The sequence below is a fragment of the Ruegeria sp. C10 genome (assembly GCF_056537805.1).
Genome location: NZ_JBQFSC010000001.1, coordinates 610973 through 634106, shown reverse-complemented (window position 1 = coordinate 634106; position 23134 = coordinate 610973). Strand labels below are relative to the sequence as shown.

Here is a 23134-nt window from a genome sequence, read left to right as displayed (position 1 = left end):
GAAAACTCTTGGTAACTGCTTCAGGTTAATAGGTTAATCCCGGCCAGAATTACCACGGCGATGAACAACGTCTCCACTATGATGAGGGCGATTGCGGCTGCACCGACCGACAGGATTTGCTTAAGGTTTGTCTTCATCCCCACAGCTGCGATCGCAACAAGCAACAACCATCGAGAGCATTGGCTTAGAAATTCTGAAATCGCTGGCGGGATCAATCCGAATGAGGATGCCGCAGCGAGAACCAGAAATCCTAACACGAATCCCGGCAACAGCGGTGGACGTTTCCCGTCTTCGTCCATTTCAGCAAAGCCACGAATAATCAGTGAAGCGACCAAAACCACCGGTGCCAGCATCGCCACGCGGAACAATTTTACCAGCGTCGCTGTATCTCCGGTTTGTTCCGAGATCGAAAATCCCGCGCCGACAACCTGAGCCACATCATGGATGGTGCCACCCAGAAACACACCGCCCGCAATCTCGTTCATCCCCAATGTGCGTACCAGGATCGGATAGGCGATCATGGCGATGGTGGACAAAACGGTCACGCCCATGACCGTAAAAATCAGACGCTCTTCCGAGCGTTCGTCCTTGGGCAGGATTGCACTGATCGCCATTGCCGCCGATGCACCGCAAATTGCAACCGAACCGGCGGTCAGAAAGGCAAAGCGCCATTTGTGGCCAAAAAAACGAGCTACGGACAGGCCAAATCCTATGGTCAACAGCACTCCGACGATCACAAGGGCAATCAGGTCCCAGCCCAGACCCAGCATCAGGGTCATCGACACGCGCACACCCAGCAAGGCCACGCCAAGGCGCAGAAGTGTGCGTGCGGCGAATCCGATCCCCTCAACGGTTTTTCCTTCTTCGCCCAGAAAGCTGACCGCAATCCCCAAAAGAAGGGCAAGCAGCATGGCCGGGGTAGCATAATGCTCGGACAGGAACTTGGCGGCGACGGCAACGGTTACGGCGATCATGACGCCGGGAAAGAGCGTGCGAACACGCTCCTTGCTCCGCTCGGTGAGGGATAGGGCTGAAGGATCGGCGGACGCCATAACGGATGGTCCTTTGTTTGTAATGAATGGGTCGCGGGCCTGCGCGATAAAGCAGGCGGGCTGCCGAGTTTAGGGTTCGCGCGCCTGCAGGATGGTCACCGCGATGATCTGCGTCACATCTTCCGCGCTGCATCCGCGCGATAGATCATTGGCCGGTTTGGCGAGCCCCTGCAAAACCGGACCGATCGCCAGATAACCGCCCAGCCGTTGAGTCATCTTGTACCCGATATTTCCGGCATCCAGATTTGGGAAAATCTTGACGTTCGACTGACCCGCGACCGAGGACCCGGGGGATTTTCGCTCACCAATCGACGGCACGAAGGCGGCATCAAATTGCAGCTCTCCATCCACATTCAACTCTGGGTGTTTCGCCCGCAGAATTTCTGTCGCGTTGACGACCTTGTCCACCGCTGGGTGTTGGGCGCTGCCTTTTGTTGAGAAACTCAACATCGCGATCTTTGGCTCTTCCTGCAGCAATGCCCGCGCGGACACCGCTGAAGCGGCCGCAATGTTTGCCAGTTCTTCGGATGTCGGATCGATCACCAAGCCGCAATCTGAATAGAGCATGGCGCGAGCGCCCTCAGCGGCGGCCTCGGGTGGGTACATCAGGAAGAACGAGGATACCATTCCAACATCGGGCTTCATTCCAATAACCTGGATGGCAGTTCTGACCACATCGCCTGTGGTATGGACCGCCCCGCCCACGGTTCCTGTTGCGTGCCCCATTCGCACCAGCATCGCGGCATAGACCAGCGGCGATTCTGCGGCTTTGCGTGCCTTGGCTTCATCGACACCTTTGTGTTTGCGCAGAGAATAATACTCGGCCGCAAAAGCGTCAGTCAGTTCCGAATGCGCAGGATCATGGATGGCAATACCGTCCCCGGTTGAGCCACCCTCTGCCGCGAGCGCCGCTTTAACGTCGGCCTCAGGTCCAACGAGAATAATATTGGCCAGACCAGCCTTATGGGCGGCTAATCCTCCGGCAACAATGCGGGGATCGGTGCCTTCGCTCAGCGCTACAATTGGGCGGGTTTCCGAGGCACTGGCCGCCAACAGCTCGATCGGTGTTTTCGTCATGCGTCTCGGTTCCTGAACTGTTGTTAATCGGTGTCGGAACAGGTGCCTTGAGGTTAACGATGATCGTTTTGGCGCTGTTCCGATTTCGTTTCTTGATTGCTTGGTTCTGGTTCACCGTCAAGCTGTTGCCGATAGGTCCAGAATCGCCATCTGGCTATAGGCGGCGGCTACTCTGGACTTACTGTTCACTTGATCAGAACCTTGGCGGGTTTAGTCCGGCCTGAAACCAGTTGATGAAAGTAACAATAGAAAACACTGGCAAACCAGTCGCCTGCTGTATGTCCGCCGCGTAAGGGCACATGTTTGTACATTCCAGTACAATTGCACCAAGGTCGGGATTGCCCGCTTGCAGCGCAAGCGCTGCTTCGACATTGTCGTCGCGGGCTTTGTCCACATCCAGCGTCAATGCGTTTTCGAGAATAGCGGTTGTGAATTCGCTGCCGCCTTCGGTGGTGCCAATCGGAGTTCCGTCGGGGACCTGTGCCTTTCGCAGGTGCTCATCCGTAAGTGTTGAGGCGGAGATGGTTAGAATGCCGGCGCGCTTTCCTGCAGGAAGGATACGGTTCACCATATCGACCTGCATCATCGAGGACGTCGCGACCGGAACAGGAACCGCCTCGGCCAGTTCATCCTGAAACAGCGAAAGAAAGCCGCAATTGGTGGTGATCCCGTCTACCCCGTCTTTGACAAGTTCCCGTGCGGCATCGATGAACGCTCCAAGCATTCCTTCAGCACCTTGTCGGACCACAAGATCAGGCGAGGCGTTGCGCACGATGCGATAGAGCACGGGAAACGGCCATGTCCGAGCGTTGCCCATATCACCGGGAATACGTGGAAACTGTGCGTCCAACATCAGGATGCCGACAGATGCGCCGTATATGGATTTTCCGCCCTGCGCGATCATGACTGCGCCTCCTGAATGATGCGGGTCGAGATATCGTCCGACCCTTCCATATAGATGCTTGATATCCCATGGCGCACCGCGTCCTGCACCTGATCCATCCGCTTGTTGATATGGGTGCCCAAAGCCTGTGCGGCCTCATCAGCGTCGCGGTTCATCAAGGCCTGCATGACACGCTTATGCTCATCTTTTGAGCGCTGGACCCGGTCCAGACTCATGGAAATCCATCGGATATAGCGAATGCGCTCATTAATCCGTATCAGGGTTTGCAGCAATTCCATGTTGCCAGACAGCCGGGCGATGCCCAGATGAAACGCTTCATCTCGCGTGACGGCCTCTTCAACGGTAAGCCCGGTGATATCGATACCCGTCGCATAAAGTTCGTCGTGAAGCGCCTGCAGTTGTTCTGTGGTGGCCTTGGTGCACGCTGCGCGGACGGCGGCGGTTTCGATGATTTGGCGCAGCTCGAACAGGTCAAAAATGCTTTGGGCATCCAATGGGCGGCAAAAGAAACCCTGTCCCGGGCGGAAGTCGAACAAACGTTCGGCGACCAGCCGGTTCAGTGCTTCGCGCAAAGGGGTGCGGCTGACGCCCAGCTCCTTCGACAGGGCGACCTCGTTCAAACGATCGCCGGGACGCAGGCGGAATGAAACCGCCATGGCCTTCACCTGATCGTAGATATCATCAACGCGTGGACCTGCCATTGGTACTGCCTTTTGGTCGTTGCCCCACAGGTGCCACAGGCCAGTCTTGAAATCAATATACAAAACTGTATACAGGTCTGTGTGCAGATTAGATTGAGGGAGTCGCCGACCATGACAGGAACGAATTACCTGACCGGAGCCGAGGCAATGGTCCGTATGCTTGAGGCGCATGGCGTGAAGCACATGTTCGGCCTATGTGGTGATACAACCTTGCCATTCTATGATGCGCTATCTCGGATGGATCACGGTATTCAGCACATTCTGACGCGGGATGAACGTCATGCGGCCTACATGGCGGATGGTTATGCAAGGGTGACAGGTAAGCCGGGTGTCTGCGAAGGCCCGTCTGGAGGCGGGGCGACATACATCCTACCTGGGGTGGTCGAAGCCAACGAAAGCTCGGTTCCTATTCTTGCGATCACCTCGGATGTGGCGACAACCAGCCGGGGAAAGTACCCGCTGACCGAATTGGACCAACCCGCGCTGTTCAAGCCGCTGGCCAAGTGGAATGCGTCGCTGGATGACGCCACACGATTGCCGGCCATGGTACGTGCGGCATTCCGGGCTATGACCACCGGAACACCTGGGGCCACACATCTTGCCTTACCCTTCGACACTCAGAAGGCGCAGGTGGATGAGGCTGAGATCTGGGCGGATGCGCGGCACCGCAGCTATCCGGCGGAACGCGCAGGTCCCGATCTGGATGCAATAGAGGCGGCGGCAGAGATACTGGCAAAATCAAAGTCTGCGGTTGCCGTTTGTGGCGGTGGACCCGTTCTGTCAGGGGCAAGCGACGCACTGCGCCGGGTCGCGGGTCTGTTGGACATGCCCGTCGCCACGACTGTGTCGGGGCAGGGCTCGATTGCCGAGACAGACCCGCTCGCGCTTGGTGTTGTCGGATCGAATGGCGGGGTGCCTGCCACCCGCGCTGTGGTAGATGCGGCGGATGTCGTTCTGTTCATCGGATGTCGCGCAGGATCCGTCACGACCGAGCGCTGGAGAAGCCCTGCGCGCGATGCCACCATCATTCATATCGACAGTGACCCGATGGTGATCGGAGCCAACTATCCGACCGAAGTCGCTATTTGTGCCGACGCGCGTCTCGCGCTGGAAGCATTGGCGGACGCATTGGCGGCACGCCAAGACCTGCCCAGGCTGGGCGGGGCGGCCAAATCAAACGCGGCATGGGCGGCCAAATTGGCTGCGTTCGCCCCGCTTGCAGCCAGCCGAGAAACGCCGATCCGGCCCGAGGCTGTCATGGCTTCGCTAATGGATATCCTGGATGATGATGCGATTGTTGTCGCTGATCCCGGCACGCCATGCCCATATTTCAGCGCGCATTACCGCTGGCGGACACCGGGGCGGCATTTCATCACTAACCGGGCGCATGGGGCGTTGGGGTATTCATTGGGTGCTGCAATGGGTGCGCATATTGGGCGGCCTTCGGTCAAAACCTTGTCGGTGATGGGTGACGGCTCATTCGGCTTTGCCTGTGGTGAGTTCGAAACCATGGTGCGGCACAACATGCCGATCACCTCAATTGTATTCTCGAACTCGGTCTTTGGCTGGATCAAGGCCGGACAGGACGCAGGGTTTGGGCAGAGATACTACAATGTTGATTTCAACCGCACCGACCACGCCGCTGTTGCAAGCGCCTTTGGTGTGAAATCATGGACTGTCAAAGATCCCGAAGACCTGTCCAAAGTTCTGAAACAGGCTATCGAGCATGATGGCCCGACATTGGTCGACATTTACTCACAACCGCTTCACGAGGCCGCAGCACCGGTTTCGGAATGGGTGGCATAAGAGGCGATCGAAGGGGTTAGCTGAGCCAGAAAATCCTGTGCAATCGTTGATAGGGGTCGCCCTTTCGCGGTGATAATGGCCAGATCAAGCATCACAGCCGGTCGGAAGTGGCGGGTTTGATACCCGCTCTCGTCGTCAAAGGTGACAGTGAAGGGATCGATCATCGCGACCCCCATGCCCTGCTTGACGAAACTTAGCAGGTTTTCTGACAGATGGGTGTGAATCTGGGTCCGCCAGTTGCGCCCCGCTGATTGGAAGATGTCCCGAGTTCGTCGGTGGGTTTGATGCTCTGGCCCCATCACGATGAATGGTTCGTTTTCAAGAATTTCAGGTGTGAGCACATCATAATCTGCCAAAGGGCTGGTTTCCGGAAAGGTCGCCAGTGTTTCGAATTCAAAAACCTGATAGTTCAGTGTGTCATGCAGAATGGGCATCTCGACAATGCCGATCTCAAATAGGCCAGAGATTACCCATTCTTGAATCTTCGAGGAATACTGCGACTGAAAGCTTACCGACAGGTTCGGGCGGCTTTCTGCGAAGCGAGCGATCTCACGCGGCATGAAGCCGAAGGATAGCAAATGTGGTGCGGCGATCTGCAATTGACCCGGATGCTTGTTCTGCAGATCCGTGACCGCCTGCGCTACGTGATCCAGCCCCCGAACAACCGTATCAACCTCGCGGTATAGAAGTTCAGCTTCTGGCGTAGGCAGCAACCGGCCTTTGTTGCGTTCAAACAGCGGCAAACGCGCTTCGCGCTCTAACTGTGCCAACAGATTGCTGATCCCGGGCTGTGAAATCCCAAGCACCGAGGCCGCTCCCGTGACAGTGCCGGTTTCCATGATGGCGTGAAAAGCCTGTAGCTGACGAAATCGCAGGGACATCGCTATGGTATCATTTTTCCTGATGACCTCTAGATAATATAGTATTTGAAATGATATCCTCGTCAAGGCAGGCTTCGGCCATTGGCAGGGGGTGCAATGGGCGATCTGACACAGAAAATCATCGGCTATGATCTCTGGCACCTTGAGTTGCCCGTGACGTCTCGCCGTGATCATGGCATCGGGTCCGTCGAAGGAACATGCGAAGTCGTCGTCCTGCGGCTGAGATCCGAGGACGGCAGTGAAGGATTTGGTGAGGCCTCCCCCTGGTCTGTCTTCACGGGCACCCCAGAGGCCACTTATGCAGCCCTTGATCGCTATTTGCGCCCACTTGTGGTTGGGGCCAGAGTGGGCGACCGTTCAGCGATCATGGCACAGGCAGCTTATGCCGTGGCTCATTGCACCGAGGCAAAGGCTGCATTGGAAACCGCTTTGCTGGATCTTGCGGGCAGAATCAGCAAGGTTCCTGTTTGGTCTCTGCTGGGCGGGAAGTGCCGGGGAACCATTCCACTCAGTTGCTCAATTGCGAACCCGGATTTTGCTCAGGATGTTGAGCTGCTGGCACAATTGCAGGCCGATGGCGTTCGGATTGTAAAGCTCAAGACCGGGTTCAAGGATCACGCCTTCGATATCATGCGGTTGGAATATCTCGCGCAGAACCATCCGGATTTCAGGGTTCGTGTTGATTACAATCAGGGGCTCAGTATCGAGGACGCACCGGCTCAGGTTCGCGATGTTGCGCAATTCGCTCCGGATTTCATTGAGCAACCTGTCCGCGCTCATCAATTCAGCATGATGGGCAAGTTGCGACAGATGATTGACGTCCCACTTCTGGCTGATGAGAGCGTCTTTGGCCCCGAAGACATGGAGCGGGCAGCGCGTGACGGTATCTGTGACGGGGTTTCAGTGAAAATCATGAAATCCGGTGGCCCGACACGAGGCCAGACTGTGGCCCGTATCGCTGCAGCACATGGTCTGACAGCCTATGGCGGTGATATGTTCGAGGCCGGATTGGCGCATCTGGCGGGCACACATATGATTGCTGCAACACCTGAGATAACGTTGGGCTGCGAATTCTATCAAGCCTCCTACTTCCTGAAAGAGGACATTCTTGAAAGCCCCTTCCAAGTAAGCAGCGGCGAAGTTGTAGTCCCTGACGCACCCGGCCTCGGCAACAGGCCTGATGTAACCAAGCTTGAGCATTATGCAATGGCCAAGGCGGTGGGGGCATGAGCGAGAAGAAGACCATAGCGATCATCGGCGCTGGGATTGTTGGCGTGTCTGCTGCGGTATGGCTGCAGCGGGATGGTCACGAGGTAATCCTGATCGACAAGGTCGGACCGGGAGAGGGCACCTCACATGGCAATGGGGGCGTGCTGGCGTCATGCTCGATTGTTCCGGTGACTGTTCCAGGGCTGCTCCGGAAGGCGCCCAAAATGCTGCTCAGCCCGTCTCAGCCGTTGTTTCTGAGATGGGGGTATCTTCCAAAGCTGATCCCTTGGCTAACCCGCTATTTGAGTCATGCGAATGCATCAGATGTGGAACGCATAGCTTCAGCTTTGACGCCAATTGTTGGCGATAGCCTGAACGACCACAAAGCATTGGCCGAGGGCACAGGCGCTGAAAAATGGATCGTGCCCTCTGACTATCTGTTCCTGTACAACGACCGCGCGCATTTCAAAGATGATGCGTTTGGCTGGGACATTCGGCGCAGGAACGGATTCACATGGGACGAATTGGAAGGCCCTGCCTTTCACGCCTATGATCCGGTCTATAGTGAAGACATTGGATTTGCGGCGAAACTTTCGGATCATGGCCATATCACGGATCCTGGTCGGTACGTCAAAGATCTGGCGGCGTATGTCGAGGCACATGGGGGCACAATCCTACGTGCAGCGGTCGATGACGTGGTTCAGGAAAATGGTCGCGTAACCGGTATACGGGCGGCAGGCGAAACCATCGCGTGTGATACGGCAATTGTAACTGCGGGCGTTTGGTCGGGACCTTTGGCTAAGCTTTTGGGCATTTCTGTTCCCCTTGAAACCGAACGCGGCTATCATCTTGAATTGGTGGAGCCTTCTGCCATGCCGCGCAGTCCGGTCATGGTGGTTTCCGGCAAATTTGTCGCCACACCGATGGATGGCCGCATTCGTTTGGCTGGCATCGTGGAATTTGGCGGTCTTGATGCGCCACCCTCACGCGCGCCGTTTGAATTGATGCGCAAGAATGCCCGGATGGCCTTCCCGGGTTTGACATGGAAGGAGGAAGTGGAATGGATGGGGCACCGCCCAGCACCAACCGACTCGATCCCGATTATCGGTGAGGTTCCGGGGATCAGCGGTGCGTATATGGGCTTTGGGCACCATCACATTGGCCTGACAGGCGGGCCGAAAACGGGGCGACTTCTGGCCCAGATGATTGCGGGCAGAACACCGAACACTGACATGAGCGTCTACGCGCCCTCGCGTTTCGCAACATAGAAATGACTGGCGAAGAACGCCGGCGTCTCAAAACTCAACAGGGAGAAACATGATGAAAAAACTGACAAGCCTTCTGGCAGCAACCGCTCTGACGGCTGCCGCAGCAGCTCCAGTAATGGCAGAGAAATGGGATATGCCGATGGCCTATTCGGCATCGAATTTCCATTCGGCCACCGGCGCGGAGTTCGCCAAATGTGTCACCACAGGAACCGGTGGTGAGATTGAAATCGTCACACACCCGTCCGGCTCGCTGTTCAAAGGTGCCGACATCAAGCGTGCGATCCAGACCGGGCAAGCCCCGATTGGTGAGCGTCTGCTGTCTGGGCACCAGAACGAAAACGCGCTGTTCGGCTTTGACTCGATCCCATTCCTGGCAACGTCGTTCGACGACAGCGCCAAGCTGTGGGATGCGGCAAAGCCGTCCATCGAAAAGCTGCTGGCTGAACAGAACCTGACGCTGCTTTACGCCGTGCCTTGGCCGCCTCAAGGGCTTTATTTCAAGAACGAAGTGAACTCGGTTGCGGATATGGAGGGGATCAAGTTCCGCTCCTACAACAACGCCACCTCACGCCTGGCCGAACTGACTGGGATGCTGCCCGTCACCATCGAGGCGGCTGAGATTAGCCAGGCCTTTGCCACCGGAGTAGCGGATTCCATGGTATCATCCGGGTCGACCGGCTATGACCGGAAGGTCTGGGAAAGCCTGAACTACTTCTATGAAGTGGATGCCTGGTTGCCGCGCAACTACGTGATGGTGAACTCGGATGTCTGGGCCGGTGTCTCGGATGCGAACAAGAACGTCATCAAAGGCTGTGCGGAACTGGCCGAGTATGCAGGTAACTGGCGCGCCAAGGAATATACCGGCTTTACGCTTCAGGGTCTGCGCGATGGCGGCATGACAGTTGGTCCTGCATCCGAACAGATGACGAATGAGCTGAAAGAAATCGGCGTCACCATGACCAACGAATGGCTTGAGGCCGCCGGAGACGAAGGCAAAGCTATCGTCGACGCGTTCAACTCTCAGTAACCATTCGAATGCGGGCGGCAGTTCATCCTGCCGTCTGCTCCCAATCCACAAAAAGCACAGCGGGGACAGCATGGCGGCAATGCGAGGGCTCAGGTCCGTACTGGATTTCATTTATCTGGCAGCAGGGGTTCTGGCGGCGCTCAGCCTGATTGCCATTCTGGTGTTGATTGTTGTGCAAATGCTGGCCCGTTGGACCGGTGAGGTGTTTCCCGGCGCGCCAGACTATGCTGGATATGCGATGGCCGCTGCGTCTTTTCTGGCCTTCGCCAACGCCCTGAACCGAGGCAGCCATATTAGAGTCTCCATTCTCCTGAACGCGGTTCCCGATGGCTTTCGCAGAATTCTGGAAATCTGGTGCTTTGCGATTGGTTCGGCGGTCATGTGGTATTTCTGCTGGTATGCCTATCGCTTTGTGTACTGGAGCTGGAAGTTCAACGATATCAGCCAGGGGCAAGATAAAACCGCCCTTTGGATACCGCAATCTACCATGCTGATCGGAGCGGTCATTCTGGCCATCGCGCTGACCGATCACCTGTTCCATGTCCTGTTCAAGGGTGATCACCGCATCACCCGTGATCTGGCCGATCAGAGCCACGGAGAGTAAGAGCATGGAAAATATATCCGTTATTATCCTCTTCCTCTTTGTCCTTTTCACCTTGCTGGGCACCGGTGTCTGGGTCGGGCTGGCCCTGATGGGCGTCGCCTGGGTCGGGATGGAGCTGTTCACGACGCGCCCCGTAGGCGATGTCATGATCACCACGATCTGGTCGGCGTCCTCCTCCTGGACCCTGACCGCCTTGCCTATGTTCATTTGGATGGGCGAGATCCTCTACCGAACGCGATTGTCCGAAGACATGTTCAAAGGCCTGTCGCCGTGGATGGCACCTTTGCCCGGAGGGCTGGTTCACACGAATATCGTAGGCTGTACGGTTTTTGCCGCGGTATCGGGGTCATCTGCCGCGACGTTGACCACGGTTGGCAAGATGTCGATCCCGGAACTGCGAAAGCGCAACTATCCCGAACGCATGGTCATCGGTACGCTGACCGGCGCGGCAACACTTGGGCTAATGATCCCACCGTCACTGACGTTGATCGTGTACGGCGTTACGATCAACGAGTCCATCACCAAGCTGTTCTTTGCAGGCATCCTACCCGGTCTTGTGCTTGCCGCAATGTTCATGGGCTATGTCGCCATCTATTCCAAAGTTGGCAAAGACTGGAACCCCAACGATGAGAGCAAGCTGACCTTTTCCGAAAAGGTTAAGAACTCTCGCTTTCTGTTGCCAGTGATCCTGCTGATCATGGTGGTAATCGGATCGATGTATCTGGGTTATGCTACGGCGACCGAGGCGGCGGCTTTCGGTGTGATTGGCGGACTGCTACTGGCAGCAGGGCAGGGATCGTTGAACTGGAAGACCTTCACTGAAAGTTTGATGGGCGCAACCCGCACCAGTGCGATGATTGCGCTGATCCTAGCGGGTGCTGCGTTCCTGTCATTGTCGATGGGCTTTACCGGCCTGCCGCGCGGGCTTGCGGATTTGATCGCGGGCTGGGAACTGACCCGGTTCGAACTGCTCATGGTTCTGCTGGTTTTCTACGTCATTCTGGGCTGCTTCCTTGATGGGATTTCTTCGGTTGTGCTGACTATGGCTGTTGTCGAGCCTATGATCCGGGACGCCGGGATCGATCTGATCTGGTTCGGGATCTTCATCGTGGTCGTTGTCGAGATGGCGCAGATCACACCTCCTATTGGTTTCAACCTGTTCGTGATGCAGGGCATGACTAACCATGAAATGAGCTATATCGCCCGCGCTGCGATCCCGATGTTCCTGATCATGGTGCTGATGGTGTTCGTTCTGATCTGGTTCCCCGAGTTGGCGACGTGGCTGCCCGAAAACCTGCGTCAAAGCCCCGGTGGGTAGACGCCGTTGAACCCGCTTCACTTCGCGGCGCGTCACGGCCCATATGTGTTGGTATCGGGCCTTGCCGCAGGCCTTCTGCTGCCGGGGCTGGCCGCACCGATGCGGCCTCTCTTGCCGCCCTTGGTCATGCTCCTGCTGTTTTTGACGCTGCTGCGAATGCAGCCGGGGGCCATTGTGGGTTCGCTGGTTGACCTGCGAAAAGTTGCGGGAACGATTGCCGCCTTTCAATTGGTTTTGCCGTTGTCTGTCGTTGGGATTGGAATTGCCTGCGGATGGACCGGTTCGCCAGTTTTTTTGGCATTGCTTGTCATGGCTGCAGCCCCATCAATATCCGGCAGCCCCAATATGTGCCTGATGATGGGCTATTCTGCGGAACCGGCGATGCGACTGGTCGTGGTTGGAACGGCTGTTTTGCCACTGACCGCGTTACCGATCTTTTGGCTGATGCCGGAATTGGGTGATCTCAGGGCGGTCCTGATGACCGCGCTTCGGCTTTTTCTTACCATCACAATAGCAATTCTCGCGGCTGTCATATTGCGCCGCACGATGCTGCGCCAACCTTCAAAGTCTACGCTTTTGAACGTGGAAGGTGCGGCAACGATTACTCTGTCCGTTTTCGTTGTTGGCCTGATGCCATCATTGAGCGCAACCGCACTTGTGGACCCGCGTGTCGCGCTGTTCTGGATCGCGTTTGCCTGTCTGATCAACTTTGGGGCTCAGGTTGTCTCATTCCAATTCACACGAACTCGAATGCCCGGTGCTGAGGCTACGGCGGTGTCTCTGATCGCCGGAAACCGGAACATCGCGATATTCTTCGTGGCACTGCCACCTGAAGTGACCGCGCCGATCATGGTGTTCATCGGGGCCTATCAGATACCGATGTATCTGACGCCGCTGATCATGCGCCGACTGTATCAGACGGCTGCCACAACCAGCTGATTTGGGCCAGAGGCATTGGCGGTGCCAGCCCTAACGCTGATCCCCAACCCCGACGCCGACATAGGTTTCAAATCCCGATCCCAGAACCATCGTGGACGAGTAGATATTACGCAAGTCGACCATTCGGGGGGATCTCATAGTCTCTGCCAGCTCGCTCAGGTTCAGGGCGCGGAACTCGTTCCATTCTGTCAGCAAGACAACAACGTCCGCATCTTTGGCCGCGGCGTAGGGATCATCCATCCACTCGACGCCAGGAAGCAGCGCTTCCCCCTCGGCACGGCCTTGCGGATCGACAACGCGGACCTGGGCACCGCCGCCGATCAGGGCGGGAACGATGGTCAGGGAAGGTGCGTCGCGCATATCATCGGTGTTGGGCTTGAAAGTCACACCCAGAACCGCCACGGTCTTGCCATTGAAGCTGTCATCGCAGGCATCCCGGATCTTCTCGATCATCCGCTTCTTGACCTCATCGTTTACACGAATGACGGTTTCGGTGATCTGCATCGGGTGGGCAAAATCCTGTCCGATCCGGGCAAGTGCAGCGGTGTCTTTCGGAAAACACGAGCCGCCATAGCCAGGGCCTGCGTGCAGAAACTTGTTGCCGATCCGCCCATCCAGACCAATGCCGCGCGCCACCTCTTTGACATCGCCGCCTGCCCGCTCGCAAAGACCGGCGATTTCATTGATGAACGTGATTTTGGTCGCCAGGAATGCGTTCGCCGCGTATTTGATCATCTCGGCGCTTTCTAGATCAGTGGTCAGGATCGGAAAGTCACGCAGATAAAGCGGGCGGTAAATCTCGGCCATTACATCCGCCGCTCGTTCGCTTTCGACCCCTACGACAACACGATCCGGGCGCATAAAATCATCAATTGCAGCGCCCTCGCGCAGGAATTCGGGGTTCGATGCGACGTCGAATTCCGCCTTCGGATTTGCCCCCGAGACAACTTCATGAACCTTGCGGTTGGTGCCGACCGGGACAGTCGATTTGGTTACGACAACCGTATAGCCGGTGATGGCATGAGCGATTTCTTCGGCGGCGGCCATCACATAAGTCAGATCAGCGTGCCCGTCCCCGCGTCTCGTAGGTGTGCCCACCGCGATGAACACCGCGTCCGCGCCGTCGACCGCAGCGGCCAGGTCGGTGGTAAAGGTCAGGCGGCCAGCAGCCACGTTCTTGGCCATGAGCACATCAAGGCCCGGCTCGTAAATCGGCACTTCTCCATCCTGAAGCATCTTGATCTTGCGATCGGATTTATCGACGCAAATCACATCATGGCCAAAGTCCGAAAAGCAAACCCCGGACACCAAACCGACATATCCGGTGCCAATCATCGCAATGCGCATTTATCGAATTCCTTCTTTTGGGTTTCGCCAATGGCGCATTTCCTGGTCTCTTTCAACCGCTGAACTAAGAGCTTTTGGGGCTCGATAATTACAACCGCCTAAGCATTGCCGGCTTGCTTTCGACAACAGCTCGGCACTTCTGAGGTGTTGCGGGCGATAGGGCAAAATCATCAGACTGTTTCTTGGCGACCGAATATGCTTGTTGTGGTGAATTGTTCAAGTACTGTTCGTGGCTTGAGTTGAACTGGCTATCTGGTCTCGGCGAAGAACGGCGTGTTGCGATCAAGATTCGTTGCCAGATCGGATTTCCGACGATGTCATTCGTTCGACCGCTGGCGCGCATTCTCAATCCTACATGTAATATCAGGCACTTCTTCGCTTCAGCAGGCGTTGGGCATAGCCAGAATGCGAAGCTTCATATAGTCTCACAATCAGTTTTCGTGGTGTCGAGCGGCGGTGCGAGCAATCTGTTAATTATTTTAAGGCTTCGCGATGGGGGGCATGTTCTCGTTTTTGGGTTCCGGGGAAGGCGTTGGCCTTAAATCTCCACGCCGCATGAGCGCCGGTCGCGGAGCGCGCTGATGGTGCTGCACCCCACCGGCCCGGAAACTGATCTTGGCGCGATGGAGCACCGCCATCTGACTGTCATGATGGTGGATCTTGTCGAGTCTACGGTATTGGCTCAAATGCTTGAGCCCGAAGATTTGCTGTCTACGACATTACGTTATCATAAACTGGTCGAACAAATTGCCGATGAGTTCGGGGGCAGGGTGCTGCAGATCGTGGGCGACGGTATCCTCGTCGCCTTTGGTTGGCCTGCTGCGTCTGAAAATAATGCCGAGCGCGCTCTACGCGCTGCGCTGCGCATCCATACTGATCTGCCCGCAATGGCGGGTCCGCTCGATCTCAGGTGCCGGATTGGGATCGCATCCGGCGTAGTTCTTGTCGGGGACATCGCGCTTGGGACCAATATTCAGCCGGACGCGATTTTTGGATCGACGCTAAATCTTGCGGCACGTCTTCAGTCGTTGGCGACCCCCGGTGGAACAATGGTTTCTGCGGCAACACGAGCGCTTGGGGCCGAACAAATGGAGTTCGAGCCGCAAGGCGTTCAGAACCTCGCGGGGTTCGATCGGCCTGTTCCAGTTTATCGATTGACCGGTGAAGGCAAGGATCAGGCACGCCGCCATAACCGCACCCCGTTGCTTGGCCGCAAAGCCGAACGCGGACAACTCCGCCGCGCGTGGAAAGATGTGGAAGCCGGAAGAGGGCGGGTGATTCACATATTGGGTGAGGCAGGGATTGGCAAATCGCACCTGATCCGTGATCTGCGTTCGTCGGTCGGGCCGCAGGCATGGGTGACCTATCACTGCAGCCCGTTCCATGTCAGCACACCGTTCTTTCCCTTCATATCACAGGTCGAACGGTGGTGCGGCATCCACAATCAGGACGATATTGCCGCGCGTCGCAACCGGTTGTCAGAACATCTGAGCGATATTCTGGACGACGCGCAACTTCGCACGCTGTATTTCATTCTTGCCCCGGGCCCTGGCGACAGCGGGACGACCAGTGAGGACGAACTGCGCGCGCAACTGAGTGACATATTCATCCGCGTCTACCAAAAACTCAGCCGAGAGGGGCCGGTGCTTGTCGTGGTTGAGGATATGCAATGGGTCGACCCATCGACCCTTTCGGTGCTGCGCGACGTGGCCGAGCATCTGACATCACTTCCCGTCCTGATGTTGATGGTTTCGCGGATGCCGGCGCCATCAGCGATCAAAGAGAGCATACCGTCTCTTGAGCAATTGTCGCTTCCACCGCTCGATGATGCGACATCGTCAGAACTGGCCAAGGCGGCCTCGGGTGAGCGCCTTGACGACCGCACCACGGCGCAGATTTTGGCGCGGGGCAATGGCGTGCCCCTTTTCATCAAGGAGTGCTCTGCCGCCATCGCTGCGTCGCCTGAACGTATCGTGGACAACATTCCCGCCACCTTGCATGACCTCCTGGCGCAACAGGTTGACGAGGTCGGAGAACTCCGACGTGCCGCGATCGAGGCCGCTGTTATTGGTGGTGCCTTTGGGGCGCCTTTGCTGGCTCAGATCAGTGAACTGACTGAAGACGAGTCCGAAGACGCGATCTTTGGGCTCGCCGCCACGGGTATTTTGCAACATCTGCCCGGCGCGAATGACGACGCAGAAATGATCTGGCGGTTCCGCCATGAATTGGTGCGTGAGGCGGCATATCAAAGCCTTGTGCGGGACCGTCGCATTCATTTGCATCGACGCACGGCAGAAGCCCTTGCCGCCCAACCGGAAGCCGCCCGACAGCCTGAACAAATAGCGCGGCACTGGGAACTGGCCGGTGAAACAACGAAGGCGGTGGCCGCTTGGTCGGAGGCCGCGCGGCTGAACCTGAGGCGCCACGCAAATCGCGAAGGGGCTCAGCATGCCCGAAACGGATTGCGGCTGTTGGACGAGTTGCCCGCAGGCCAACGCGATAAAGCTGAATTGAACTTGCAATTTCTTCTGGCCGCTGCCGAACGCGTGCATGTCGGTTATGGTGCCAAGCCCGCAATCGATGCCTTTGGGCGCAGTTTTGAACTGGCTGAAAAGCTGGGCGACAGGCGTACTCTTGTGCGCGCGGGCAGGGGTCTGTTTACCGCTGCAATGGTCAAAGGTGATTACCAGAACGCCGAGCAATGGGGGCAAGCGATCATCGATGCGTATGACGATCACCACACCCGAATGGTTGGAAACTACATCTGTGGGGCCGCGCTATCCCCGCGCGGTCGGTTTCAGGATGCGGCAGCAGCTCTGGAACAAGCGGCGTCTCATGCGGATGCGCATCGCGCCGAAGCTGGAAACAGCCCCGATATTGCAGCCGTGATACAAATCGAGAGTATGAGCGCGCTGGTTGACAGCTTTCAGGGCAAAACTGAGGCGGCACTCGCCAAAGCCAAGCGGGCAGTTGACGCCGCGATGGCGTCGGGCCAGCCCTTGATCATTGCAAATGCAATGCACTGGTTGACCGAAATCCACATGCAGATGGACCACCCGGATTATGCGCGTATGGCCAAGGCGCTGAGCGCGACTGTTCAGGACAAGGGCGGCCCTTATTACCAAGCTGTTGCGACGGCCCATCTTGCCGGGGCTGCCATCAGAACCGGCGAGGCCACAGAGGGCGTGGCCATGCTGCAGGCCGCTTGGGGAAGGATGCACGCAACGGGTGCCGAGGCGGCTGGCGTGCTCGTCAACGCCGAGCTCGCACGGGGCTATCTTGCTCTGGGTGAGATTCAGAAAGGGTTGGATGCGGTGGAGGCTGGTCTGACATGTGCAGAAAACACTGACGAGCGGAACTATGAGGCTGAAATCCACCGGATCAAGGCAGCCCTTCTACTGGAACAAGGTGCTCCGTTCGACGCGGCTGAGGCGGCTTTGCGTGAAGCTATAGCCGTGGCGAATGATCAGGGCGCGGCGCTGTATGAATTGCGCGCGCTGAGTGATCTTGCCTGCATCCGGCCAGCCGATACGGAAGTTGCCGCGCGGATTACTGAGCTGGAAGAGCGCGCGGTCGCGTCTTAGGTCCCGCCGGGACGTCGACCTAAAGTGCAGTCTTCGGGTTGCAGGTCCAAGCCAACAAAACGCGCCACCTGCGAGAATGACGAAGTTTTCTTCAGCAACTGAAAACCTTTCTCTGAAAAAGTCTCAGCCGAGTACAAGTTTTTGGACACCATCGGGTTGTTCATAAGCTGCGTGATTGCGTCATACGCCACCATCGATGTCATCAGATCGCCCATGATCACATCGCCCTTGTGCTGTTCCGCAAAGAGACCAGGGAACAACTCGACCCTATTGACGTCGCAATAAAGCCGGCTCAGGTCGGCAATCAATTCGTCCGCAAACGGCTGATCACCAACCATCTCAGTAAAGCTTGAATGCGGTTTGCGGCAGAAATGATGACGATAAGTGTTCAGCGACGGAAGACGCGCCTTACGCGTCAGGGCAATTGTAGCTTCGACAGGGGCAGGAGCACCGGGCGCAGGCCTTTGGAACAGGAAATCGGGCGTGTTGCGCAGCGACATGCGGGCTGCAGGTTGGCGCGACAATGATCGGATCATTTCCGCCAAGCCCGTTTGTTCGACCAGTCGTGGATTGAACCTGAAGCCTTCTGGGCCAACCTGTGCGCCGTCGATTATGAACCGTTCGGGGATCATCGAATGCCAGCGGTAGAGCAAATTGAACTCAATCGCGATCTGGTTGGAGTGATGCCAGGGTTGCCAGCGATTTACGCCAATGGGCAGTTTGAATGGCATATTGGCGATGTGGGCGATGTAATCCTCAAGCACAAGCTTGATCAGCAATGCGATCAAGGTGCAGCGTGTAGTCTGGAACACACGCTCTTTATCCCAGCCCGAAATGCCGCGCTTTTCGCGCCACAACAGATCGGCGAAGGTGTTATGGGCGCGCAACATCAGTGTATTGATCGCGATATAGCCTATGGTACCATTGCCATTATCGAGCCCGGTTGCATGAAAATCGAGCAGTAGCTGGTCAATCGCGTGATCGCTGAGACCCGGATGCGCCCGTTTCACCGCATTCCACAGCTTGCATGGATCGTGCAGGGGCTTTCCGCAATTCTCGCCAGTGGCAATACTGCCATCAAAGGGGGGCGCAAGCTTAACACCACCGGATTGGTTCTTTTGAAACAGCTTCGGGGCCCACATCTCGCCTTGTGTATCCAGACGAAAGGCCAACCGGTGGGTTAATTCATTGGTATCGGGATCGCGTTCGCGCAGCATGTCGGTCTGAAAATCGTTCAGCCCGTAGATTTGGCACAGATCGACCTCGTGGTTCGAATCCGTCTGATCAACCGGTCCTTTCGCCCCAAAGGTGCGCAGGAAACTGTCGGTAAACCATTGTGCGGCCGAGATAAACAAAAGTGTCGATCCTTGCGGGCACATCAAGGTAAGCGGGCTGCCATCCATTTGTGTCCGTCGGCGAAAGAGATCAGCAACTTCGCTTTCCGACGGCAGGACGGGTGAGAGGTCTTCTGGCGTTGTATGCCGACCGATCCAGCGATGGGAAAACACGCCGGGCCATGTCGTGTAGTCTGCGCCCATCGTATAGGGCCGCGGTCGGTGGATCTTCGCGGCGTTTGCAAGCCTGATCGCGGCTAAATAGCTCGTAACGGGTGGGGAGATCTTGAATCCGAGTTTGATCAGATCATCAACGTCCAGCATCAATACATCTCCGTTTGGTCATCGATTCGGGAACCGGGCGCGGGCCAAGCTCAGATAGGTTCTGAGCCGGATCGCATTAATCGGTCCTAAAGGTTCGTGATCTGCCGTGACACGCCAGGGCGAGAAGCTCATCGCGTCGCCATTCTGCGGATCAAATTCTGCACCTTTGGGAATCGTGATATCCGCCACGGGCGTGACGGTATGATGGTACGGATCAAGAGGTGCATCTGGTTGCGGATCGCATGCCCACCGGATGCGATTGTCTAGCACATCGAATTCGTCGGCCGGGCGCGGGGGCTCAATCACACACAGCTCGAAGTGATTATCTCCATCGGCCACGTCTTGCCGCAAACACTGCCCGATCCCATCTGGATCGTCTACCGGATGTGCCGGAATTTTTGGTTTAGCGCTGCGGGCCAGGTATCGGACTGTTAGATCGGGGCCCAGCCGATACGGTGTTGTCGACCAGAAATGGACCTCAAAAGGCGAGTGCATATAGTTCGAGGCAAAATCACTCGCGACGCGAAACTGACGCTTGCCTTCACGAGTGAGGAAGGTGCGAAATCCTGCGCGCAGCCCTTTGGTGATCAACCTAAGGCTCCATTTTCGTCGCCCTTTGATCGCGTGCTGGACCGCTTGTAATGTGGCGACAAGCCTGCCCAATCGCTCATATTCATCGGGGAAGTAGCTGGGAAACACATCCTGATCGACCAATACGAAATCGAACTCGTCGCTGAGTTGTGTGGTCCCCAGATGCGCAAGTGCCTCGGCGTCGATCAGCTTGGGGCTTGGCACGTCAAAAAGCTTGATCGCCATCCCGTGGGCATCCGATTTCCGGTCATCCAGATGCGCGCCGTTGGAAAAGCGAAGTGCGGCTGAATAGGCAGCGGGCTGTTCAAACAGGCCGTGACGGAACTGTTCTGGTAGATCGTTTCTGACGGTGAATGTTGCAGCCACGCACCCGTGACTGCGCCCATGCTGAGCCCTTAAGCGATGGCCTTTCCACCGTGCAACGGCCTCGAGATTGTGGTCAATGACATCATCAACAATATCCGGCGGCAATGCGTTTTGCGAAACATGCGTCAAAGAACCGTCTCCTTGGATAAACCCAGGCAATGATCAAACAGGGGTAAGGCGCTGACAAAGCTAAACCTCTAAATTTGTTCAGCTTACCTCAGATTGTCTAATTTCCAAACACACCAACTATGGACAGCCGTGGCCAGACAAATTCGGCGCGCAGCCCAAGCTATTCGGCTGGTGCTTCGGACACGTGGTTGGCGGCGCTCGATCCTCGACCAGAGTTGAGCGCCTTCGACTTTATCATTGACGTGTCCGGTGTTCTCGGGCACTCAATCGATTGATGGTTCCCGGTGGTGTTGCCGCGGGATGAAAAGGGAATACGGTGAGGTTTGCCAAAAGGTGCCAATTCCGTAACTGCCCCCGCAACTGTAAGCGGTGAGCAAGGCCAAACAGCCACTGGTCCACAGGGTCGGGAAGGTTGGCCGAGCGCGGACCCGCAAGTCAGGAGACCTGCCATCAGATGTTTAACCAACCCGGGGCGGGGCGTCCTGGAAGGAGGCTTTGATGGCGCGTCAATCGCGTGTTTACATTGTCGGCAGCTTCCGCATGCGCTTGGAAACAAGTGGAGTGGACCATGCCAGATACGCCTGATCATTTCATTCTAGTCTGCGAAAGCTGCACTGAAGGGCTGCCCCTTGATGAAATTTGCGATGCGTTGACCGGGAAATTACATCGCAGTTTTGCGATCCGCGCGTCGTCTTGCATGGCAGGCTGCGATAGTCCCAGAACGGTTGGGTTCCAGGCCGTAGGAAAGGCGCAATACCTTTTTGGTGGCATTCAGACCGCGGATGAGGTGCAGGCGCTGACTGAGTTTGCAGCGCAGTATCGTGAAAGCCCGGATGGCTGGACAAATGCCACTGATCGCCCGCAGGCGTTGTTCAATAAAACCCTCTCGCGCATGCCGCGGATCGAACAGGGGGCATCGCAATGACGTTGCCACCCTTTCTGATTGCCGAAAACCTTGAGTATTATGCCCTTAACGGAGATGTCCTGTTGCAGGGCGTCTCGTTCGAGTTGGACGAGGGTTCCATTCTAGCCATCGCCGGCCCGAACGGGGCGGGGAAAACGACGCTTCTCAATCTGTTGTGCGGCGCTGAGCCGCTGGCACTTGGCGATGTTCGGATCAAAGGACGCAGTCTGAAACAGCTCACGGCCAAAGAGCGTGCGCGCATGATTGCAGTGGTAGGTCAGCAGGAACTGCCCGATGGACGCTTGGCGTTACGCGATTATGTTGCGCTGGGGCAAATACCCATCCGTGCGGACCGCTCTGCCGAAGGCCACGCGCAAGAGCTGGACCGGATTTTAGACCTGACCAGTCTCGCCAATCTCGCGGACAAGCGCATGGCCCAACTGTCCGGAGGCGAACGTCAGCGTGCCCATATCGCGCGTGCTTTGGCGCAGAACCCTTCGTTGCTGTTTCTGGACGAACCGACCAACCATCTGGATCCTGATGCAAAAGGGCGGATGCTGTCTTTGGTCGCTGAGCTTGGGATCACCGTGGTCATGATCGTACACGATCTGGTCATGATCCCCGAATTCGCCACACACGTGGCGCTGATGAAATCGACCCGCATGATCGAGTTTGGGTCGGTGGACAAGGTGCTGACACCCGAAAGAGTCCGCGAAACTTTTGGCGTTGATTTCCTCTGCTTTCTCCACGAAGGCCGCGTGATTCCGGCGCTTGATATTCGAAGAACCACAGTCTCAACTTAGTCGAAGGAACACACTGAGATGAAATACATCTGGCCCGTGGCGTTGGCCACCGCCATGGCAAGCGGTGCTGCTGCGCAAGAAGTCACCGTAGACAACTGCGGCGAACCGCTGGTTTTTGATACCGCGCCCGAGCGCCTGGTTGTGCATGACATGAACATGACCGATATGGCGTTTGCATTGGGTCTGCAGGACAAGATCGTCGGCCTGACCGGCATCACCGGCTGGTACAAGACCAGCCCTGATTTTGATGCTCTGCGCGGCGACATCCCCGAGCTTGCGCCGAAATATCCGACCGTTGAAAACTTGGTGGCGGTTGAACCCGACCTGTTCTTTGCCGGTTGGTACTATGGCATGAAGCCGGGTGGTGATGTGACCCCAGATACATTGGAACCGTTCGGAATCAAGACCTTGGTTCTAACCGAAAGCTGTGTCCATCTGGACAACGATCGCCCCGAAGCCAGCATGGATCTTCTGTTTGGCGATGTGTTGCGCTTGGGCAAGGTGATGCAAGTCGAAGACAAGGCCGAGGCTCTGGTCTCGGGCTGGAAAGAGCAGCTGGCAGCGATCGAAGCCAAGACTGCTGAACTGCCCAAGCCCCGCGTCTTTCTTCTGGATGGTCCTGCAGATGCTCCGTTTACCGCCGGTAAATTCGCGATTCCCGATGCGATGATCACAGCCGCCGGTGGTGAAAACGTCACTCATGACATGGACACGAGCTGGGGCCGCACCTCGTGGGAGGCCGTTGCCGCATCGAACCCGGAATTCCTGGTTTTGTTGGATTATCAGACCGGCAATGGCGCCGAGGACACCTTCAAGTTCCTGCAGGAACATCCCGTCATGTCGCAGACTGATGCCGTCAAGAACGAACGCTGGATCGGATTGCGCTACGAAGAGCTAACGCCGGGACCGGCAAATATCGAAGCGATCTCGAAGATGGCGCGCGCGATGCATCCGGGTCAGAGCTGA

20 protein-coding genes and 1 riboswitch are annotated in these 23134 nt (G+C 56.8%); of the genes, 12 read left to right on the top strand and 8 right to left on the bottom strand.

The features are described from left to right. Positions 1–20 precede the first annotated feature (20 nt). From ACR0DE_RS02815 to ACR0DE_RS02800, 4 genes are all read right to left on the bottom strand, one after another. Positions 21–1052 (bottom strand): putative sulfate exporter family transporter, encoded by a 1032-nt coding sequence (locus tag ACR0DE_RS02815; protein WP_170596697.1) that lies wholly within the window; start codon positions 1050–1052, stop codon positions 21–23. Between the two features lie 69 nt (positions 1053–1121). Then, a complete protein-coding gene (pta, locus tag ACR0DE_RS02810; RefSeq protein ID WP_480562262.1) occupies positions 1122–2129 on the bottom strand; it encodes a phosphate acetyltransferase in 1008 nt (335 codons plus the stop codon). 193 nt (positions 2130–2322) lie between these two features. Then, a complete protein-coding gene (locus ACR0DE_RS02805; protein ID WP_170509055.1) occupies positions 2323–3033 on the bottom strand; it encodes an aspartate/glutamate racemase family protein in 711 nt (236 codons plus the stop codon). Continuing rightward, complete coding sequence (locus ACR0DE_RS02800; RefSeq protein WP_170422533.1) at positions 3030–3734, bottom strand: GntR family transcriptional regulator; 705 nt, start codon at positions 3732–3734, stop codon at positions 3030–3032. Before ACR0DE_RS02800 ends, ACR0DE_RS02805 begins: the two co-directional genes overlap by 4 nt. Positions 3735–3845: 111 nt before the next feature. Here ACR0DE_RS02800 and ACR0DE_RS02795 point away from each other — a divergent pair, with 111 nt between their 5' ends. Next, positions 3846–5540 carry a thiamine pyrophosphate-binding protein gene (locus ACR0DE_RS02795; protein WP_480751700.1) on the top strand — a complete coding sequence of 565 codons (1695 nt, stop codon included), beginning with the start codon at positions 3846–3848 and terminating at the stop codon, positions 5538–5540. On the opposite strand, the gene ACR0DE_RS02790 is transcribed toward ACR0DE_RS02795, so the two are convergent. Continuing rightward, entirely contained in the window at positions 5501–6421 is a 921-nt protein-coding gene (locus ACR0DE_RS02790; protein ID WP_170818364.1) for a LysR family transcriptional regulator, read from the bottom strand. The two genes, ACR0DE_RS02795 and ACR0DE_RS02790, sit on opposite strands and share 40 nt — an antisense overlap. Positions 6422–6517: 96 nt before the next feature. Between ACR0DE_RS02790 and ACR0DE_RS02785 the strand changes: the two genes are divergently transcribed. From ACR0DE_RS02785 to ACR0DE_RS02760, 6 genes are all read left to right on the top strand, one after another. After that, positions 6518–7651 carry an enolase C-terminal domain-like protein gene (locus tag ACR0DE_RS02785; RefSeq protein WP_480562260.1) on the top strand — a complete coding sequence of 378 codons (1134 nt, stop codon included), beginning with the start codon at positions 6518–6520 and terminating at the stop codon, positions 7649–7651. After that, on the top strand, positions 7648–8898 hold the full coding sequence (locus tag ACR0DE_RS02780; protein WP_480751696.1) for an NAD(P)/FAD-dependent oxidoreductase: 1251 nt from the start codon (positions 7648–7650) through the stop codon (positions 8896–8898). The genes ACR0DE_RS02785 and ACR0DE_RS02780 overlap by 4 nt, the downstream gene beginning before the upstream one ends. 52 nt (positions 8899–8950) lie before the next feature. After that, positions 8951–9925 (top strand): TRAP transporter substrate-binding protein, encoded by a 975-nt coding sequence (locus tag ACR0DE_RS02775; protein ID WP_170393799.1) that lies wholly within the window; start codon positions 8951–8953, stop codon positions 9923–9925. 70 nt (positions 9926–9995) lie between these two features. Continuing rightward, positions 9996–10529, top strand: a complete 534-nt coding sequence (locus ACR0DE_RS02770; RefSeq protein ID WP_170406962.1) for a TRAP transporter small permease — start codon at positions 9996–9998, stop codon at positions 10527–10529. A gap of 4 nt (positions 10530–10533) precedes the next feature. Beyond that, positions 10534–11847 (top strand): TRAP transporter large permease subunit, encoded by a 1314-nt coding sequence (locus ACR0DE_RS02765; RefSeq protein ID WP_170393803.1) that lies wholly within the window; start codon positions 10534–10536, stop codon positions 11845–11847. Positions 11848–11853: 6 nt separating this feature from the next. Further along, positions 11854–12786 (top strand): hypothetical protein, encoded by a 933-nt coding sequence (locus ACR0DE_RS02760; protein WP_480751694.1) that lies wholly within the window; start codon positions 11854–11856, stop codon positions 12784–12786. Positions 12787–12816: 30 nt separating this feature from the next. Here the strand turns inward: ACR0DE_RS02760 and ACR0DE_RS02755 are convergent, their stop codons facing one another. Then, on the bottom strand, positions 12817–14133 hold the full coding sequence (locus ACR0DE_RS02755; RefSeq protein ID WP_170422545.1) for a UDP-glucose dehydrogenase family protein: 1317 nt from the start codon (positions 14131–14133) through the stop codon (positions 12817–12819). A 581-nt stretch (positions 14134–14714) separates the two neighbouring features. Here ACR0DE_RS02755 and ACR0DE_RS02750 point away from each other — a divergent pair. Beyond that, positions 14715–17717 carry an ATP-binding protein gene (locus tag ACR0DE_RS02750; protein ID WP_480751691.1) on the top strand — a complete coding sequence of 1001 codons (3003 nt, stop codon included), beginning with the start codon at positions 14715–14717 and terminating at the stop codon, positions 17715–17717. Here the strand turns inward: ACR0DE_RS02750 and ACR0DE_RS02745 are convergent. Beyond that, positions 17714–19375 (bottom strand): peroxidase family protein, encoded by a 1662-nt coding sequence (locus ACR0DE_RS02745; protein WP_170663357.1) that lies wholly within the window; start codon positions 19373–19375, stop codon positions 17714–17716. The genes ACR0DE_RS02750 and ACR0DE_RS02745 overlap by 4 nt on opposite strands. Positions 19376–19393: 18 nt before the next feature. Continuing rightward, positions 19394–20461 carry a catalase family protein gene (locus ACR0DE_RS02740; RefSeq protein ID WP_480751687.1) on the bottom strand — a complete coding sequence of 356 codons (1068 nt, stop codon included), beginning with the start codon at positions 20459–20461 and terminating at the stop codon, positions 19394–19396. 119 nt (positions 20462–20580) lie between these two features. Here ACR0DE_RS02740 and ACR0DE_RS02735 point away from each other — a divergent pair, with 119 nt between their 5' ends. The 4 genes from ACR0DE_RS02735 (at position 20581) to ACR0DE_RS02720 (ending at position 23134) form a co-directional block, all read left to right on the top strand. Continuing rightward, the gene (locus tag ACR0DE_RS02735; protein WP_480751685.1) at positions 20581–20736 is read left to right on the top strand and encodes a hypothetical protein; all 156 of its coding nucleotides are present in this window, start codon (positions 20581–20583) and stop codon (positions 20734–20736) included. Then, positions 20720–20927, top strand: a riboswitch (cobalamin riboswitch). Its footprint overlaps the gene before it by 17 nt. Before the next feature lie 102 nt (positions 20928–21029). Continuing rightward, positions 21030–21386, top strand: coding sequence for a DUF1636 family protein (locus tag ACR0DE_RS02730; RefSeq protein WP_480751683.1), 357 nt, complete (start codon positions 21030–21032; stop codon positions 21384–21386). Next, positions 21383–22168 carry an ABC transporter ATP-binding protein gene (locus ACR0DE_RS02725; RefSeq protein WP_480751681.1) on the top strand — a complete coding sequence of 262 codons (786 nt, stop codon included), beginning with the start codon at positions 21383–21385 and terminating at the stop codon, positions 22166–22168. The genes ACR0DE_RS02730 and ACR0DE_RS02725 overlap by 4 nt, the downstream gene beginning before the upstream one ends. A gap of 18 nt (positions 22169–22186) precedes the next feature. Continuing rightward, positions 22187–23134, top strand: a complete 948-nt coding sequence (locus ACR0DE_RS02720) for an ABC transporter substrate-binding protein (protein WP_480751678.1) — start codon at positions 22187–22189, stop codon at positions 23132–23134.

What these genes read in the sequence shown, in the direction of transcription:
- ACR0DE_RS02785 (WP_480562260.1), top strand. Translation starts at nt 6,518, where the DNA reads ATGGGCGATCTGACACAGAAAATCATCGGCTATGATCTCTGGCACCTT.
- ACR0DE_RS02770 (WP_170406962.1), top strand. Translation starts at nt 9,996, where the DNA reads ATGGCGGCAATGCGAGGGCTCAGGTCCGTACTGGATTTCATTTATCTG.
- pta (WP_480562262.1), bottom strand. Translation starts at nt 2,129, where the DNA reads ATGACGAAAACACCGATCGAGCTGTTGGCGGCCAGTGCCTCGGAAACC.
- ACR0DE_RS02730 (WP_480751683.1), top strand. Translation starts at nt 21,030, where the DNA reads ATGCCAGATACGCCTGATCATTTCATTCTAGTCTGCGAAAGCTGCACT.
- ACR0DE_RS02800 (WP_170422533.1), bottom strand. Translation starts at nt 3,734, where the DNA reads ATGGCAGGTCCACGCGTTGATGATATCTACGATCAGGTGAAGGCCATG.
- ACR0DE_RS02790 (WP_170818364.1), bottom strand. Translation starts at nt 6,421, where the DNA reads ATGTCCCTGCGATTTCGTCAGCTACAGGCTTTTCACGCCATCATGGAA.
- ACR0DE_RS02750 (WP_480751691.1), top strand. Translation starts at nt 14,715, where the DNA reads ATGGTGCTGCACCCCACCGGCCCGGAAACTGATCTTGGCGCGATGGAG.
- ACR0DE_RS02720 (WP_480751678.1), top strand. Translation starts at nt 22,187, where the DNA reads ATGAAATACATCTGGCCCGTGGCGTTGGCCACCGCCATGGCAAGCGGT.
- ACR0DE_RS02780 (WP_480751696.1), top strand. Translation starts at nt 7,648, where the DNA reads ATGAGCGAGAAGAAGACCATAGCGATCATCGGCGCTGGGATTGTTGGC.
- ACR0DE_RS02755 (WP_170422545.1), bottom strand. Translation starts at nt 14,133, where the DNA reads ATGCGCATTGCGATGATTGGCACCGGATATGTCGGTTTGGTGTCCGGG.
- ACR0DE_RS02735 (WP_480751685.1), top strand. Translation starts at nt 20,581, where the DNA reads ATGGACAGCCGTGGCCAGACAAATTCGGCGCGCAGCCCAAGCTATTCG.
- ACR0DE_RS02725 (WP_480751681.1), top strand. Translation starts at nt 21,383, where the DNA reads ATGACGTTGCCACCCTTTCTGATTGCCGAAAACCTTGAGTATTATGCC.
- ACR0DE_RS02815 (WP_170596697.1), bottom strand. Translation starts at nt 1,052, where the DNA reads ATGGCGTCCGCCGATCCTTCAGCCCTATCCCTCACCGAGCGGAGCAAG.
- ACR0DE_RS02795 (WP_480751700.1), top strand. Translation starts at nt 3,846, where the DNA reads ATGACAGGAACGAATTACCTGACCGGAGCCGAGGCAATGGTCCGTATG.
- ACR0DE_RS02765 (WP_170393803.1), top strand. Translation starts at nt 10,534, where the DNA reads ATGGAAAATATATCCGTTATTATCCTCTTCCTCTTTGTCCTTTTCACC.
- ACR0DE_RS02745 (WP_170663357.1), bottom strand. Translation starts at nt 19,375, where the DNA reads ATGCTGGACGTTGATGATCTGATCAAACTCGGATTCAAGATCTCCCCA.
- ACR0DE_RS02775 (WP_170393799.1), top strand. Translation starts at nt 8,951, where the DNA reads ATGAAAAAACTGACAAGCCTTCTGGCAGCAACCGCTCTGACGGCTGCC.
- ACR0DE_RS02805 (WP_170509055.1), bottom strand. Translation starts at nt 3,033, where the DNA reads ATGATCGCGCAGGGCGGAAAATCCATATACGGCGCATCTGTCGGCATC.